Source organism: Brevundimonas sp. M1A4_2e, assembly GCF_053345555.1.
In genome coordinates, this window is sequence record NZ_JBKFAI010000001.1 from 639,300 (window position 1) to 654,002 (window position 14,703).

The 14,703-nt window shown below is 68.0% G+C and carries 14 protein-coding genes; 10 read left to right on the forward strand and 4 right to left on the reverse strand.

Annotated elements, in window-relative coordinates:
* Positions 1 to 30: 30 nt before the first annotated feature.
* Together ACLBV5_RS02990 and ACLBV5_RS02995 are read left to right on the forward strand one after the other, a co-directional pair.
* Positions 31 to 1,917, forward strand: coding sequence for an ATP-binding cassette domain-containing protein (locus tag ACLBV5_RS02990; RefSeq protein WP_447604766.1), 1,887 nt, complete (start codon positions 31 to 33; stop codon positions 1,915 to 1,917).
* A complete protein-coding gene (locus tag ACLBV5_RS02995) occupies positions 1,917 to 2,162 on the forward strand; it encodes a DUF2164 family protein (RefSeq protein ID WP_134580469.1) in 246 nt (81 codons plus the stop codon). The genes ACLBV5_RS02990 and ACLBV5_RS02995 overlap by 1 nt, the downstream gene beginning before the upstream one ends.
* A gap of 21 nt (positions 2,163 to 2,183) precedes the next feature.
* Here ACLBV5_RS02995 and ACLBV5_RS03000 read toward each other — a convergent pair whose 3' ends face one another.
* Genes ACLBV5_RS03000 through ACLBV5_RS03015 form a run of 4 tightly spaced genes read right to left on the reverse strand, consistent with a single transcriptional unit; the run spans position 2,184 to position 4,834 of the window.
* Entirely contained in the window at positions 2,184 to 2,486 is a 303-nt protein-coding gene (locus tag ACLBV5_RS03000; RefSeq protein ID WP_025976723.1) for a hemolysin, read from the reverse strand.
* 17 nt (positions 2,487 to 2,503) lie between these two features.
* Positions 2,504 to 2,914, reverse strand: coding sequence for a hypothetical protein (locus ACLBV5_RS03005; RefSeq protein WP_235599232.1), 411 nt, complete (start codon positions 2,912 to 2,914; stop codon positions 2,504 to 2,506).
* The gene (locus ACLBV5_RS03010) at positions 2,872 to 3,333 is read right to left on the reverse strand and encodes a DNA polymerase III subunit chi (RefSeq protein ID WP_003167123.1); all 462 of its coding nucleotides are present in this window, start codon (positions 3,331 to 3,333) and stop codon (positions 2,872 to 2,874) included. Before ACLBV5_RS03010 ends, ACLBV5_RS03005 begins: the two co-directional genes overlap by 43 nt.
* Before the next feature lie 25 nt (positions 3,334 to 3,358).
* Positions 3,359 to 4,834: a leucyl aminopeptidase gene (locus tag ACLBV5_RS03015; protein WP_025976721.1), complete on the reverse strand. Its 1,476-nt coding sequence runs from the start codon at positions 4,832 to 4,834 to the stop codon at positions 3,359 to 3,361.
* 158 nt (positions 4,835 to 4,992) lie between these two features.
* On the opposite strand from ACLBV5_RS03015, the gene ACLBV5_RS03020 reads away from it, so the two are divergent.
* The 8 genes from ACLBV5_RS03020 (at position 4,993) to ACLBV5_RS03055 (ending at position 14,694) form a co-directional block, all read left to right on the forward strand.
* Positions 4,993 to 6,126 carry an LptF/LptG family permease gene (locus ACLBV5_RS03020; RefSeq protein WP_447604767.1) on the forward strand — a complete coding sequence of 378 codons (1,134 nt, stop codon included), beginning with the start codon at positions 4,993 to 4,995 and terminating at the stop codon, positions 6,124 to 6,126.
* Positions 6,123 to 7,226, forward strand: a complete 1,104-nt coding sequence (gene lptG / locus ACLBV5_RS03025; protein ID WP_025976719.1) for an LPS export ABC transporter permease LptG — start codon at positions 6,123 to 6,125, stop codon at positions 7,224 to 7,226. The genes ACLBV5_RS03020 and lptG overlap by 4 nt, the downstream gene beginning before the upstream one ends.
* 40 nt (positions 7,227 to 7,266) lie before the next feature.
* The gene (locus ACLBV5_RS03030; protein ID WP_447604768.1) at positions 7,267 to 9,759 is read left to right on the forward strand and encodes an LPS-assembly protein LptD; all 2,493 of its coding nucleotides are present in this window, start codon (positions 7,267 to 7,269) and stop codon (positions 9,757 to 9,759) included.
* A 112-nt stretch (positions 9,760 to 9,871) separates the two neighbouring features.
* Positions 9,872 to 11,245 carry a peptidylprolyl isomerase gene (locus ACLBV5_RS03035; protein ID WP_025976717.1) on the forward strand — a complete coding sequence of 458 codons (1,374 nt, stop codon included), beginning with the start codon at positions 9,872 to 9,874 and terminating at the stop codon, positions 11,243 to 11,245.
* On the forward strand, positions 11,242 to 12,261 hold the full coding sequence (gene pdxA, locus ACLBV5_RS03040; RefSeq protein WP_313632331.1) for a 4-hydroxythreonine-4-phosphate dehydrogenase PdxA: 1,020 nt from the start codon (positions 11,242 to 11,244) through the stop codon (positions 12,259 to 12,261). Before ACLBV5_RS03035 ends, pdxA begins: the two co-directional genes overlap by 4 nt.
* A gap of 119 nt (positions 12,262 to 12,380) precedes the next feature.
* Positions 12,381 to 12,737 carry a DUF559 domain-containing protein gene (locus ACLBV5_RS03045; protein ID WP_313632330.1) on the forward strand — a complete coding sequence of 119 codons (357 nt, stop codon included), beginning with the start codon at positions 12,381 to 12,383 and terminating at the stop codon, positions 12,735 to 12,737.
* Positions 12,734 to 13,540: a 16S rRNA (adenine(1518)-N(6)/adenine(1519)-N(6))-dimethyltransferase RsmA gene (gene rsmA / locus ACLBV5_RS03050; protein WP_134580456.1), complete on the forward strand. Its 807-nt coding sequence runs from the start codon at positions 12,734 to 12,736 to the stop codon at positions 13,538 to 13,540. The genes ACLBV5_RS03045 and rsmA overlap by 4 nt, the downstream gene beginning before the upstream one ends.
* Entirely contained in the window at positions 13,537 to 14,694 is a 1,158-nt protein-coding gene (locus tag ACLBV5_RS03055; RefSeq protein WP_447604769.1) for a pyridoxal phosphate-dependent aminotransferase, read from the forward strand. The genes rsmA and ACLBV5_RS03055 overlap by 4 nt, the downstream gene beginning before the upstream one ends.
* Positions 14,695 to 14,703 lie beyond the last annotated feature (9 nt).

Below are 14,703 nucleotides of genomic sequence, written 5' to 3' on the forward strand. Positions count from 1 at the left end.
CGCTTGTAAGCCTTTTTCGTTCCGGATCCCATGCTGCAGATCAAAAACCTGACCTACAACGCTTGGGGCCGCGAGTTCCTGGACGACGCCTCCGTCAGTTTGCCGCCGGGCTCCAAGGTCGGCCTGGTCGGCCGCAACGGCATCGGCAAGTCCACCCTGTTCAAGCTGATCCTGGGCGAGCTGGCCGCCAACGGCGACGAAATCTCCCTGCCCAAGACCGCCCGCATCGGCTCGGTCGATCAGGAACACCCCGCCACGCCCGTCAGCGTTCTGGACACCATCCTGGAAGCCGACGTCGAGCGCCACGACCTGCTGACCCGGCTGGAGACCGCCGAACCCGAAGAAATGGGCGAGATCTGGGGCCGCCTGATCGAGATCGACGCCGACAGCGCCCCCTCGCGCGCCTCGGAAATCCTAGTCGGCCTGGGCTTCAGCCAGGACGACATGCTTCGCCCGATGGCCGAGTTCTCTGGCGGCTGGCGGATGCGCGTCGCCTTGGCCGCCGCCCTGTTCGCCGAGCCGGACATGCTGCTGCTGGACGAACCGACCAACTACCTCGACCTGGAAGGCGCCCTGTGGCTCGAGCAGCGGCTGAAGCGCTATCCCCACACGGCCCTGATCATCAGCCACGACCGCGAGCTGCTGAACGGCGTCTGCACCCACATCCTGCAGCTGTCGAACCGCAAGCTGGACCTCTACACCGGCAACTACGACACCTTCGAAAAGACGCGGGCCGAGAAACTGCGCCTGATGGAGGCCAACAAGTCCAAGCAGGACGCCGAGCGCGCCCACCTGCAGAAGTTCATCGACCGCTTCAAGGCCAAGGCGTCGAAGGCGACGCAGGCCCAGTCGCGCGTCAAGCGGCTGGAGAAGATGCAGCGCATCGAACTGCCGCCCGAAGAGCGCGTCGCCCCCTTCACCCTGCCCTCGCCCGAACGCCCCCTGCCCCCGCCGCTGATCCGGCTGGAAAAGGCCAACGTCGGTTATGAGCCGGGCAAGCCGATCCTGAAGAACCTGAACCTGCGGATGGACCTGGACGACCGCATCGGTCTGCTGGGGGTCAACGGCGCGGGCAAGTCGACCTTCGCCAAACTGATCGCCAAGGCCCTGACCATCGAGACGGGCGAGTTCCACCGCGACGGCAAGATGCGCGTGGGCTGGTTCCACCAGCACCAGATCGAGGCGATGGACCCGACCGACACGCCGCTGGAGATCATCCGCCGCGCCATGCCGGACGCCTCGGAAAGCAGCCGCCGCAGCCGTCTGGCCCAGTTCGGCCTGCCCTTCGAGAAGCAGGAGACCACCGTCGGCTCCCTGTCGGGCGGCGAGCGTGCGCGCCTGCTGCTGAACCTGGTGGCGATGGATGCGCCGCACATCCTGATCCTGGACGAACCGACCAACCACCTGGACATCGACAGCCGCCGGGCCCTGCTGGACGCGCTGAACGAATATACCGGCGCGGTCATCCTGATCACCCACGACCGCTCGCTGATGGAACTGGTCGCGGACCGCCTGTGGCTGGCCGCCGACGGCACGGTGAAGCCGTTCGACGGCGACATGGACGACTATCAGAAGTTCGTCCTGGACCGCGCCAAGCAGGCCGGCATGAAGCCGAGCCAGGTCAAGCACGAGGAAGCCGTGGCCGAGGCCCCCGCGCCCTCCGCCGCGCCCAAGGCCGACAAGAAGAAGGGCCCCTCGCCTTCGACCCTTCGCCATGCGGTGAAGAAGGCCGAGGACCGAATGGCCCAGCTGACCGCCGATCTGGCGCGTCTGGACGACGATTTGGCCAACGCCGCCGTCAGTGACCCCAAGAAGCTGGAAGGCCTGACCCGCGCCCGCGCCAAGGCCCAGGCCGATCTGGATCAGGCCGAGGCCGACTGGATCGCCGCCGAGGAAGCCCTGGCCGAGGTGTCGTGATGAGCAAGGCGCCGCCGCCCCTGCTGTCCAAAGACGAGATGCAGGAGGCGGCCGCCCGCCTGCAGGCCTACCTCCGTGACGAGATGGAGGTCGAGGTCGGCCGCCTGCCCGCCGAAATGCTGGTCGAATTCATTGGCCGGGACATCGGCCGCCTGTTCTACAACCGGGGCCTGCGCGACGCCGAAACCGTGGTGCGCCAGAAGGTCGAGGACGTCGCCGACGCCCTCTACGGCCTGGAACGATAAGTCCCGCCCCCCTGATCCCGATCAGCCGCAGCTGACGCGCGTCACGATGTCCGTCTTGTCGTCGTAGGTGAAGGTCACGCGGTTGTCGCGATAGTCCATCGTCGCCGCGCAGCTGCTGCACAGTACGCGGAAGATGCGGCCTTCCGGTGCAGCCGGAATGGTCGAGCGATTGCGGCCGACATACTCCTGATAGTCGCTGGCCTTGCAGGCCACGGGCGTCGCCTCGCCGCCGGGCGCGGTCGTCGTCCCGCCCCCTTGCGTCGGCGCACAGGCCGCCAGGACCAGGAAGCCTGCGGCGGCGCTCAGCGTCAGAAATGACTTCATAACGTCGTCCCTCATGATCATCCGCAGCGGACCTGTTCGATCAGGCCTGTGCGCTGGTTGTAGAAGATGTTGAGCCGATAGGGCGAATAGTCCTCGGTGATCGGGCAGGTCGTGCAGGCGACCCGACGGTTCACCACATCCACCGGAACGGGGATTTCAGTCCGAGGTTTCCCAATCAGCCACTGAAACTCATCCGCCTTGCACATGGCGACGCCCGAAGCGTTGCGGATGCCCGGCTCGGAGAGATAGGGGCGCTCGGTCGGCGATGCGGGCGCGGCCGGCGTGACCGGCGGATAGTTCGAATGGGCCGCCGTCCGCGTCGTAGTCGTGGCGTTTGGGGGCGGCGCAGCGCAGGCCGCGACAGCCAGCGCGCCAAGCGTCAGGATCAGGCCGCCTTTTCCCAGCGCCCTTCGTCCGACTGTTTCCAATAGGCCAGGTCGGCGCCGTCCGCCTTCAGCGTCCGCCAGCGCCCGCGCGCATGGTTCAGCGCCTGCTCGTCCCGACCGTCGAAGATGATGAAGCAACGTGCGAACTCCTGCGTGGCCCCAAGCTCTGAATCATCGACGATGAACAGGGCCTGAGCGCCATTCAGATTTTCGCCCGATTCGGACAGAAGCACAGGCTGGCGCGCGGCGTGGTCGCCATCGGCCCGTCCGTGAGGCAGGAAGCTGTCGTCGCGATAGGTCCACAACAGCTCGTCGATATCGTCGAGCCGATGCGAGGTCGCCCCCCGGATCAGGGCGCGCCAGCCCCGCTGAAGCGTGCGCTCCAGCAGGGTCGGCAGCACCTGTTCCAGCGTGGACCGCTCCAGGTGGTAGAACCAGATTTCCGGCTTGGCGTCAGACACCCGGCCCTACCCTCCTGAACAGAACTTAGCCTTCGTAGTGATCGGCGACCATGCGGTCGAGCAGACGCACGCCATAGCCGACCGCGCCGTCCGGCACGGTCGGGTTCTTGGAGTCCTTCACCCAGGCGGTCGAGGCGATGTCGATGTGCGCCCACGGCACGCCGTTGGTGAAGCGTTGCAGGAACAGGGCGGCGGTGATAGAGCCGCCGGCGCGGCCGTTGCCCATGTTCTTCACATCGGCGATCGGGCTGTCGATGTGGCGGTCGTATTCGGCCGGGATCGGCATGCGCCACGACTTCTCGCCCACCTTCGGACCAGCGTCGGCGATGTTGGCCGCCAGTTCGTCGCTGTTGGTGAAGACGCCCGCATATTCCAGGCCCAGCGAGATGATGATGGCGCCCGTCAGAGTGGCCAGGTCGATCATGAACTTCGGCTTGAAGCGGTCCTGCGTGTACCAGAGGGCGTCGGCCAGAACGAGGCGGCCCTCGGCGTCGGTGTTCAGCACTTCGATGGTCTGGCCCGACATGGAGGTGACGACGTCGCCAGGACGCTGGGCATTTCCGTCCGGCATGTTCTCGACCAGGCCCAGGACGCCGACGGCGTTCACCTTGGCCTTGCGGCCCGCCAGGGCGTGCATCAAGCCGGCCACGGCGGCGGCGCCGCCCATGTCCCACTTCATCTCTTCCATGCCCTCGGCGGGCTTCAGGCTGATGCCGCCGGTGTCGAAGCAGACGCCCTTGCCGACGAAGGCGATGGGGGCCTCGCCCTCCTTGCCGCCGTTCCACTGGATGACGGCCAGCTGGCTTTCACGCACGGAGCCCATGCCGACGCCGAGCAGCGAGCCCATGCCCAGCTTCTCCATCTCGGCCTCGCCCAGGATCTCGACCTTGGCGCCCAGGGCCTCCAGCTCCTTCACGCGGCGCGCGAACTCGACCGGGTGCAGGATGTTGGCGGGCTCCGACACCAGATCGCGCGCGAACAGCACGGCGTCGGCCACGGCCGACAGCGGGCCGAAGGCGGCCTCGGCGGCCTTCACGTCCGAGGTCACGACGCGCACCGTCGTCACCGACGGAATCTTGTCGGCCTTCTGCTTGGTCAGATATTTGGCGAAGCGATAGGCGGCCAGGCGAACGGCGAAACCGGCGCGGGCGGCGAGCTCCGGCGACAGGTGCGACGCCTCGATGGTCAGGACTTCGGCGCCCGACATCTTGGTCGCCTGATAGGCGGCGGCGGCGGCCGTTTCGACCGCCAGATCGGCCTGCTTGTCCGCGGCGCCCGCGCCGACCAGCAGCACGGCGTTCGCATCGATCCCAGCGGGAGCCGCGACGTTCAGGCTGCTGTTGGCGGCGCCGTTGAAACGGCTGTTCTTCATCGCCTTGGTCAGGGCGCCCGAGGCCGCCTGATCCAGCGCCGAACCGGCGCCGGCGAGGGCTCGTCCTTCATGCACCAGCACGGCGAGAATTTCTGCGGCGCCGGGCGAAGCGACGAATTCGATTTTCATGAAACTGACTCCAGACCGGAAGAACCTGTCCCGATCACGCTTGAATTTGCCATGGTCGCGGCGACGGTTTCGTCGGGGCGGCCGGATGTGTATTACATGGCTCGCATCGCCCCGGGCTGCAACACGTTCGCAGCCGATTATACGACCTTTCCGGCCTTATGACCCTGATCCAGAGGTATCTTTTCCGCCAGATCGGCCTGCCCGTCGTGGCGGCGGTCGCGGCGCTGGCCGGCATCGGCCTGCTGAGCCAGAGCCTGGATCAGCTGGAAGTCATAGTCGAGCGCGGACAGAGCGTCTGGGTCATGGTCAAGCTGACCCTGCTGGCCCTGCCGCAGTTGATCGCCGTCATCCTGCCCATCGGCCTGTTCGTCGGCGCCCTGATCGCCCTGACGCGGTTGCAGCGCGAGCAGGAGCTGACCGCCGCCTACGCCGCCGGGGTCAGCCGCTGGGCCCTGATCCGGCCGGCCCTGCAGATCGCCCTGATCGTCACCGTCATCGCCCTTCTGGTGAACGTCTTTGTCCAGCCGTGGGCCCAGCGCGAAGGGCGTCGTCAGGCCTTCGCCATCCGCACCGACCTGGCCGCCCTGCTGGTCGAGGAAGGGCAGTTCGTCCAGGGGCCCGACGGCCTGACCGTCTACGTCCAGCAGATCGAGCAGAACGGGCTGATGAAGAACCTCTTCGTCTACCTGGACAACGGCAAGACGGTCACCACCTGGGACGCCGAAACCGCCCGATTCGGTCGCGTCGACGGCCTGCCGGTGCTGACCATGCAGAACGGGTCGATGCAGCGCTATTCCTCGCGCGAGGTGTTGAACCAGCTGTCGTTCGACCAGCAGGTGTTCGACCTGTCGCCCTACGCCAAGACCACCGAGCGCATCCGCTTCAAGCCCTCGGACCTGTGGCTGACCGACCTGTTCGACCCTACGCCCGCCCTGCTTGAGAGCGCTGGAACGCGCGGCGAGCTGGCGGCCGAGGGCCATTCGCGCCTCGCTTCGCCCTTCTACGCCCTGGCGGCGATGGCCTTTGCCTTGGCGGCCATTCTGGGCGGCGCCTTCAGCCGGACAGGCTACACCGGGCGCATCGCCAAGGCGGCGGGCGCCTTCCTGCTGCTGCGCGTCATCGGCTACGGCCTGGTCGCGGCCAGCGCCTGGAACGGCACCCTGAACATCCTGCAATATGTCGTGCCGCTGGCCGCCACGGCCCTGGCCCTGCGCGTCCTGTTCCGCGCGCTCAAGCCGCGCCGTCGCCGCGCCGGATCGCCGCTGGCCCGGGTGAAGGCGAAGCTCGCATGAAATTCCGTCTCGGCCGCATCGAACGCTATGTCCTGATCCAGCAGATGAAGTCGCTGGGCGTAGCCTTCGCCGTCATCGCCGCCCTGGTCATGCTGATCGACTTCGTCGAGGTCTCGCGCGGGCTGAACTCTTCAGGCGAGCTGTCCAGCGCGCGGATTTTCGGCCTGGTGCTGGTCAAGTCGCCCTCGGTCATCCTCCAGCTCCTGCCCTTCGTCTTCCTGTTCGGGACCCTGGGCGCCTTTGTCAGCCTGAACCGGCGCAGCGAGCTGATCGCCATGCGGGCGGCGGGCGTGTCGGCCTGGCGCTTCGTCCTGCCCGCGGCGGGCGCCGCCGTGCTGCTGGGCGCCCTGACCGTCACCGTTCTGGGCCCTATGGCCGCCGCAGGCGACGGGGTCTGGCAGCGCGAGCGCGGCCGCATCTCCGGCTCGACGCCCGGCGGCGACTCGCGCGAATCTGTCTGGCTGCGCGAAGGCGACGAGAACCGCCAGATGATCATTCGCGGCGGCCGGCAAGACCCGGCCACCGGCCGCCTGCTGGACGCGACCTTCTTCATCTACACCACCACCTCCGGCGGCCATCGCGTCTTCACCGAGCGGGTCGATGCGGCCACGGCCACCCTGAACGCCGGGCGCTGGCGCCTGACCGACGCCTCGGGCGCGCAGACGGGCCAGCGCGCGGTCCGCTACGCCACCCTGGATCTGCCGTCCAACCTGGCCGACAAGGAAGCCTTCCAGCGCTTCGCCCGGCCCCAGTCCACGCCCTTCTGGTCCCTGCCCAACCAGATTCGCCGCATTGAAGACGCCGGCTTCGCCTCCACCGCCTATCGCTTGCGGTTGCAGCAGCTGCTGGCCACGCCGCTGGTCTTCGGCGCCATGTCGATCCTGGCGGCGGCCTTCTCGCTGCGGCTGATGCGTCTGGGCGATCTGGCGCGGATGACGGTGGCGGCCGTGGTGCTGGGCTTCGCCTTCTTCTTCCTGAATCAGTTCTCCTCGGCCATGGGTTCGGCTGAGGTCGTGCCGCCGGTCATCGCCGCCTGGCTGCCGCCCATATTGACGGCTCTCGCCGCCTTTACCTTGCTGTTCTATACCGAAGACGGCTAATCGGGCGGTTTCCGCCCGGCCGGTAATGAGTGGACTCCGCATGACCCATCGCCGCCTCCCCCGTATGGGAGCCCTGCGCCTTCGGCTGTTGACCGGCGCGGCGTTGGTCATAGGCGCGCCCCTCTCATCGCTGGCGTTCGCCTCGGCCGCACAGGCCCAGACGGCGCCCGTCCCCGTTCAGGCCCCGGCGCAGACCGCGCCCCAGACCACGACCGAGGCCGCCCCCGGCGCCGACGGCCTGACGCCCGACGCCGTCTTCGTGGACGCCGATTCCGCTCAGCGTCAGGGCGACGTCATCTCGGCCCAGGGCTCGGCCGAGGATCGGGTCATGGCCCGCTTTCAGGACCACAGCCTGCGCGCTCAGGACCTCACCTATGACCTCCAGAACCGCGTGGCCACGGCCTCGGGCGACGCCGAACTGACGGCGCCGGACGGTTCGGTCGTCCACGCCCAACGGATCGAACTGGATTCCGACCTCAAGGCGGGCGTCGCCGTCGACCTGGCCACGCGCCTATCCAACGGCTCCAGCCTGATGGCCGCCACCGCCGTGCGCCGCTCCGAGACGGTTAGCGAGCTGAACAACGTCATCTTCACCCCCTGCCCGATCTGCACCGTGGACGGCGCGGCCAAGACGCCCAGCGTCTCCATCCAGGCGTCCAAGGCGGTGCAGAACGAAGAGCTGCGCGCAATCCTGTATCGCGACGTGGTGTTCCGGCTGGGCGGGGTGCCCATCTTCTATCTGCCGGTCTTCTCGCATCCTGATCCGACCGTGGATCGCGCGTCGGGTTTCCTGGTGCCGTGGGGCGACTATCAGGCGGGACGCGGGGTCTCGCTGGAGATTCCCTATCTGCACGTCATCTCGCCCTCTGAAGACGTGCTGGTCAGCCCCCAGTTCAACACCAAGGTCGCCCCGCTGCTGAACCTGCAGTGGCGCAAGCGATTCACCGACGGGATGATCGTCGCGCGCGGCGGCGCCACCTACGGCCGCAGCTTCGGCGACTTCGACCTGGACGGCGACGGCCAGGCGGAAAGCAACGTCCGTTTCGGCGACACGACGACGCGCAGCTATCTGCTGGCTCACGGCAAATTCGATCCCGACGGCCCGTGGCGCTGGGGCTTCACCGCCGAGCGGGTTTCGGACAAGACCCTGTTCGACCGCTACGACATCCGCGACGCCTATCAGGACAACGGCCTCTACTACGGCGACAGCCGCCGCCTGATCAGCCAGATCTACGCCGAGCGCCAGACCGAGCGGTCCTATCTGTCGGTCGCGGCCTTCACCTTACAGAGCCTGCGGGTGGCCGAGTTCAACCCGATCACCCCGGCCCTGAACGTCTTTGAAGACGACAACACCCTGCCGCTGGTCGCGCCGCTGATCGAGGCGCGGTGGGAGCCTGAAGGCCCCGTGCTGGGCGGTCGCCTGCGCCTGCGCGGCTCGGCCGTGGCGCTGACGCGCGACGCTTATGTCGGCTTCCCGACCCTGGCGCCCGAACTGATTCCCGACGGGCCGACCGACGGCCTGCCCGGCGTCGACAGCCGCCGCGTTACCGGCCAGGCCGAGTGGCGCCGGGTGCTGACCTCGCCCATCGGCGTGCGGTGGGAGCCTTTCGTGGACCTGCGCGCCGACGTCTATTCGGTCGATGATCTGCCGCCCGCCCTCGGCGTCGAGGACAAGACCCATTTCCGCGCGCGGACCAGCGCCGGGGTCGATGTCAGCTATCCGCTGTATCGCCGCCTCAGCGCCTCGTCCGACCTGATCCTTGAGCCGATGGCCCAGCTGTCGATTTCCAACAAGGCCGACCTGGACCCGCGCATCCCGAACGAAGACAGCCAGATCACGGAGCTGGACCACCTGTCCCTGTTCCGCATGGACCGGTTCCCCGGCTACGACCTGCTGGAGGGCGGCCTGCGCTTCACGGCGGGCGCCCGCGCCACCTTGCGCTGGGACGAGGTGCGCTCGGCCAGCCTGTTCATCGGCCGCAGCATGCGCGCCGACGACCAGGACGAATATCTGACACCGATCCCGGACGATCCGGCCCGCCTCTATGACCCGTCGGGTCTAGCCAGCCGGACCTCGGACTGGGTGGTTCAAGGGACGTTCAATCCGTCGGACCGGATGCGCGGCTGGTTCCACGCCACCGTCGACGGCAATGGCGAGATTCGCCGCGCCGAAGCGACGGTCGACGGCCGCTGGGGTCGCCGCAACCTGGCCAGCGTCAGCTACATCGTCGACCGCTCCAATCCGCTGGACGGACCCGAGAACCGCAACTACGAATTCGTCCAGCTGTCGGCCAACCAGTTCGTCTATGGCAACTGGGGCGTGGCGGTGACCGGCATCGCCGATCTGGAGCGCGACATCATCACCCGCTCGGAGGTCGGCCTGTTGTTTGACGACGACTGTTTCCGCATCGAGCTGGGCTGGCGTCGCGACAACACCCGCGTGCGCCCCACCGGCCCGGCCGAGGGCGTCTATATCCGTCTTAACCTCGCCACTTTTGGAGGTTCAGGCTATGATCGCGGCAATATGCGGTAGGCATGGCGTGGATTGCGGCTCACGGGGACGTGCGCCCTGGCGCGGCGGCGCGGACAGCGTCGCTTACCGGATTGGGCCGGATTGGGACCGCTTTAGGGAATCAGGACTGACGATGCGTTTGAAGCGTTACTCTACGGGAGCCGCCCTGGCCGCCCTCATGGTCGTGGCGGCCGTGGAGCCTTCATGGGCCCAGACGGCGCCGGCGGCTCAGGCTCAGGCTCAGCCCGCCGCCCCGCCCGCAGCCGGCGCCCTGAATCCGGCGGCGGAAGAAGCGCCTCAGCGCGCGACGCCGGCGCCTCAGTTCCGCATGGCCGACGGCATCATCGCTACGGTCAACGACCGCATCATCACGGGCTTCGACCTGCGCCAGAGGATGCTGGTCGTCATGGCCATGTCCCAGTTGCAGCCGACCGAAGAAAACATCGCCGCCATCCAGCAGCAGGCGCTCAACGACCTGATCGAACAGCATCTCCAGGCGCAGGAAATCGCCAAGTTCGACCAGTTGAAGATCACCGACGACGAGGTTGATCGCGAAATCGCCGACATGGCCCGCCAGGCCGGCGCCAGCCCCGAATCCTTCCTCGCCTTCCTGCAACAGGGCGGCATCGCCCTTCCCGCCTTCCGCGAACAGATCCGGACCGAGGTGGGCTGGCGCGAACTGGTCGGCGGCCGTTTCCGCGACCGCGCCCGCGTCAGCAAGAGCCAGGTCGACCAGGCCGTGCGCCAGCTGACGGAATCAGCCACCAAGCCCCAGTATCTGGTCGGGGAGATTTACCTCGAAGCGGCCCGCGTCGGCGGGATGCAGGAAGCCATGAACGGCGCGCGCCAGTTGGTGCAGCAGATGATCCAGGGCGCCCCCTTCATGGCCGTGGCGCGCCAGTTCTCGGCCGCTCCTTCAGCCGCGCGCGGCGGCGACGCCGGGTGGATCGTCAAGGGCGCCGCCCAGCCCGCCCTGGAAACGGTCATGGAGACCCTGGAAGTCGGTCAGCTGTCCAACCCGATCCCCGTCGATGGCGGCGTCTACATCCTGTACATGCGCGACAAGCGCTCGGGCGCCTCGACCAGCATGGTCAAGATGAAGCAGGTCATGATCGAACTGCCCGAGACCGCCGACGAGGCTCAGGTCGCCGCCGCGACCCAGCGTCTCGAGGCCCTGCGCGGCCAACTGACGTGCGACAATATCCTGACCCGCGCTCGCTCTGAGACGGGCCTGCTCGGCGCCGACCTGGGCGAAAGCGACGTCGACGATTTGGCGCCGCAGTTCCAGCAGGTCGCCCGCTCGGCCGAGATCGGCTCGGTCAGCACGGCGGTGCGTACGCCTCTGGGCGTCCACCTGCTGGCTGTCTGCGACCGCCGCCTGGGCGGCCCCGAAGCCCCCTCGCCGCAACAGGTCGAAGCGCGTCTGCAGAATCAGAACTACGCCATGCTGGGCCGCCGCTATCTGCGCGACCTGCGTGAAGACGCCCTGATCGAAATCAAGCAATGACGATGCTCCGGCCGCTCATCGTCACGATGGGCGACCCCGCCGGGGTCGGGCCGGAGATCATCGCCCGCGCCTGGTCGGCGCTGTCGTCGCCGCCCGGCCCTGTGGCCCCGATCACGCCCTTCGTCGTGGTCGGCGACGCGCAGGTGCTGAAGGCCCAGGGCCAGCCGGTCGAGGCGGTGCTCAGCCCGTCGGACGCCGCGTCCGTCTTCGGCCGCGCCGTCCCTGTCCTGCACCATCCGGCGCCCGCGCCCGTGACGCCCGGCCAGCCCGAACCCGCCAACGCCGTCGCCGTGGCGGACTGGATCGAGCGCGGCGTCGATCTGGTGCTGTCGGGAGAAGGCTCCGGCCTGGTGACGGCGCCCATCGCCAAGGCGCCCATGTACGCCTCCGGCTTCCGCTTTCCGGGCCACACCGAGTTCATCGCCGAACTGACCGCCGACGTTCCGTTCAGCGGCACGCGCGGCCCGGTGATGATGCTGACGGCGAAAGACCTGCGCGCCTGCCTCGTCACCATCCATGTGCCGATCGACCAGCTGCCCGAGCTGGTGACCGGCGAGCGCGTCGCCCGGGTCGCCCGCGTCGTCCACGAATCGATGAAGCGCGATTTCGGCATCGCCGCCCCGCGTCTGGCCATGGCCGCCCTCAACCCCCACGCGGGCGAAGGCGGCGCCATAGGCCTGCAGGAGGCGACTGTGCTGCGCCCCGCCGCCGAGGCCCTGCGCGCCGAGGGTCTGAACATCACCGATCCCCTGCCCGCCGACACCCTGTTTCACGAAGAGGCGCGGGCGCGCTACGACGCCGTGGTCTGCCTCTATCACGATCAGGCGCTGATCCCGGTTAAGACGCTGGACTTCTGGGGCGGAGTGAACGCCACCCTGGGCCTGCCCATCGTCCGCACCTCGCCCGACCACGGCACCGGCTTCGACATCGCCGGCAAGGGCGTGGCTCGCGCCGACAGCTTCATCGCCGCCGTCCGCCTGGCTTCGGAGATGGCGTCCGCCCGCGCCAGCCGATAGCCTTCTCCCCTGGGGGGAGAAGGTGGGCGCCGAAGGCGCTCGGATGAGGGGGCGGTCAACCATGTGGCAAACGCCAGACCGGACGAAGCGCGCCCGTCGGCAACGCCGAACCCTCACCCATGCCGAGGAAATTTTTTTGGCGTCTTGTCCGCGACCGTCGCTTCGATAATCTCAAGTTTCGCCGCCAGACGCCCGTCGCCGGCGCGATCTGCGACTTCGCCTGCACGGAAATTCGACTCGTCGTAGAACTGGACGGCGGCGTCCATAAGCTTCATGAGGCGCAGGATGTGGAACGTGACGCCAGACTGGAGCAGGCGGGATTCATGGTGCTGAGATCGGGCAACGAGGCCTTCCTGTCCGACCCTAACGTCCTGTTGGGCGCGATCCGCCTTCGGGCCGACCAGATGCGGACCCAGCCCCCTCATCCGTCTCGCTCCGCGAGCCACCTTCTCCCCCGAGGGGAGAAGGGCGAATGACCTTGCCCTCCCTGCGTGAAACGCTCGACGCCCACGGCCTGTCGGCCAAGAAGAGCTTCGGCCAGCACTTCCTGCTGGACCTCAACGTCACGCGCAAGATCGTCCGCTACGCCGGACCGTTCGACGGCCGCGCCGTCATCGAGGTCGGCCCCGGCCCTGGCGGCCTGACCCGCGCCCTGCTGGAAAGCGACGCGGGCAAGGTGGTGCTGGTCGAGAAGGACCCTCGCTTCATCCCCCTGCTGTCCGAACTGGACGACGGCTCGGGCCGCCTGACCATCGTCGAGGCCGACGCGCTGAAGGTGAAGGAAGCCGAACTGGTCGAGGGGCCGGCGCATCTGGTCTCCAACCTGCCTTACAACGTCGGCACCCCGCTGCTGATCAAATGGCTGACGGGGCCGTGGACGCCGTGCGCCCTCACCCTGATGTTCCAGAAGGAAGTCGCCGAGCGCGTGGTGGCCCAGCCCGGCGAGGACGCCTATGGCCGTCTGGCCGTCATCACCCAGGCCGTGGCCGAGGCGCGCATCGTCATGCACCTGCCCGCCGCCGCCTTCACCCCGCCGCCCAAGGTGGCCTCGGCCGTGGTGCATCTGATACCCTTGGCCGAGCGCCCCGCCCCCGACCGCCTGAAGCGGCTGGAACGGGTCACGGCGGCCGCCTTTGGCCAGCGTCGCAAGATGCTGCGCTCCAGCCTGAAACAACTCGGCGGCGCCGCCCTGTGCGAAGCCGCTGGAATCGAACCCGACGCCCGCGCCGAGACCATCGACGTGGCGGGCTTCCTCAGATTGGCCGACGCTTTGACATGACAGTAGAAATCCAACCCTTCCGCGCCATCGCCATCAGCCGCATCGCCCATGAGATGAAGGCGCAGGGCCAGTCGGTCATCCACATGGAGTTCGGCCAGCCCTCGACCGGGGCGCCTGCGCCCGCCCTGGCCGAAGCGCACCGCGTGATCGACGCCGAAGCGGGCGGCTATTGGGAAAGCCCCCTGCTGCGCGCCCGCGTGGCCAAGCTGTACAAGGATCGCTACGGCGTCGAGATCGATCCCGAGCGCGTCATCATGACGGCCGGCGCCTCGCCCGCCCTGGTGGTGGCGCTGAACATGCGCTTCGCCCCCGGCGACCGCGTCGCCATCGCCCGCCCCGGCTATGTCGCTTATCGCAATACGATGAAGGCCCTGCACATCATCCCGCAGGAGATCGACTGCGGCGCCGACGTGCGCTTCCAGCTGACGGCCAAGGCCCTGCGCGACCTGGACCCGGCGCCCCAGGGCGTCATCATCGCCAGCCCCGCCAACCCGACCGGCACCGTCATCGCCGAGGACGAGCTGAAGGCCATCGTCGAGGTCTGCCGCGAGCGCAACATCAGCATCATCTCGGACGAGATCTATCACGGCATCACCTACGGCCACGACACGCCCTGCATGCTGCAGTTCGACGACAAGGCCATGATCGTGAACAGCTTCTCCAAATACTGGAGCATGGCGGGCTGGCGCCTGGGATGGCTGATCCTGCCGGAAGAAGAGGTCCAGCAGGCCCGCGCGCGCATGGGCAACATGTTCCTGACGCCGCCGACGCTCAGCCAGTTCGCAGGGCTCGCCGCCATGGACTGCGAAGACGAGCTGGAAGCCAATATCGACGTCTATCGCGCCAACCGCGAGCTGATGCTCGAAGCCCTGCCCGCCATGGGCCTGCGCTCGATCGCGCCGCCCGACGGCGCCTTCTACATCTATGCGGACATCGGCCACCTGACCAACGACAGCATGGCCTTCTGCGAGAAGCTGGTTCGCGAAACCGGCGTGGCCACGGCGCCGGGCGTCGACTTCGACCCGGTCAACGGCCACCGCTTCATCCGCTTCAGCTTCGCCGTCTCCACGCCCGAGATCGAGGACGCGCTCAGCCGCCTGAAGCCCTTCTTCGCCGCCCGCACCGAAGAGGCGCAGGAACAGCACACAGCGTAAGGACGTTCG

What these genes read in the sequence shown, in the direction of transcription:
- ACLBV5_RS02990 (WP_447604766.1), top strand. Translation starts at nt 31, where the DNA reads ATGCTGCAGATCAAAAACCTGACCTACAACGCTTGGGGCCGCGAGTTC.
- ACLBV5_RS02995 (WP_134580469.1), top strand. Translation starts at nt 1,917, where the DNA reads ATGAGCAAGGCGCCGCCGCCCCTGCTGTCCAAAGACGAGATGCAGGAG.
- ACLBV5_RS03000 (WP_025976723.1), bottom strand. Translation starts at nt 2,486, where the DNA reads ATGAAGTCATTTCTGACGCTGAGCGCCGCCGCAGGCTTCCTGGTCCTG.
- ACLBV5_RS03015 (WP_025976721.1), bottom strand. Translation starts at nt 4,834, where the DNA reads ATGAAAATCGAATTCGTCGCTTCGCCCGGCGCCGCAGAAATTCTCGCC.
- ACLBV5_RS03020 (WP_447604767.1), top strand. Translation starts at nt 4,993, where the DNA reads ATGACCCTGATCCAGAGGTATCTTTTCCGCCAGATCGGCCTGCCCGTC.
- lptG (WP_025976719.1), top strand. Translation starts at nt 6,123, where the DNA reads ATGAAATTCCGTCTCGGCCGCATCGAACGCTATGTCCTGATCCAGCAG.
- ACLBV5_RS03030 (WP_447604768.1), top strand. Translation starts at nt 7,267, where the DNA reads ATGACCCATCGCCGCCTCCCCCGTATGGGAGCCCTGCGCCTTCGGCTG.
- ACLBV5_RS03035 (WP_025976717.1), top strand. Translation starts at nt 9,872, where the DNA reads ATGCGTTTGAAGCGTTACTCTACGGGAGCCGCCCTGGCCGCCCTCATG.
- pdxA (WP_313632331.1), top strand. Translation starts at nt 11,242, where the DNA reads ATGACGATGCTCCGGCCGCTCATCGTCACGATGGGCGACCCCGCCGGG.
- ACLBV5_RS03045 (WP_313632330.1), top strand. Translation starts at nt 12,381, where the DNA reads ATGCCGAGGAAATTTTTTTGGCGTCTTGTCCGCGACCGTCGCTTCGAT.
- rsmA (WP_134580456.1), top strand. Translation starts at nt 12,734, where the DNA reads ATGACCTTGCCCTCCCTGCGTGAAACGCTCGACGCCCACGGCCTGTCG.
- ACLBV5_RS03055 (WP_447604769.1), top strand. Translation starts at nt 13,537, where the DNA reads ATGACAGTAGAAATCCAACCCTTCCGCGCCATCGCCATCAGCCGCATC.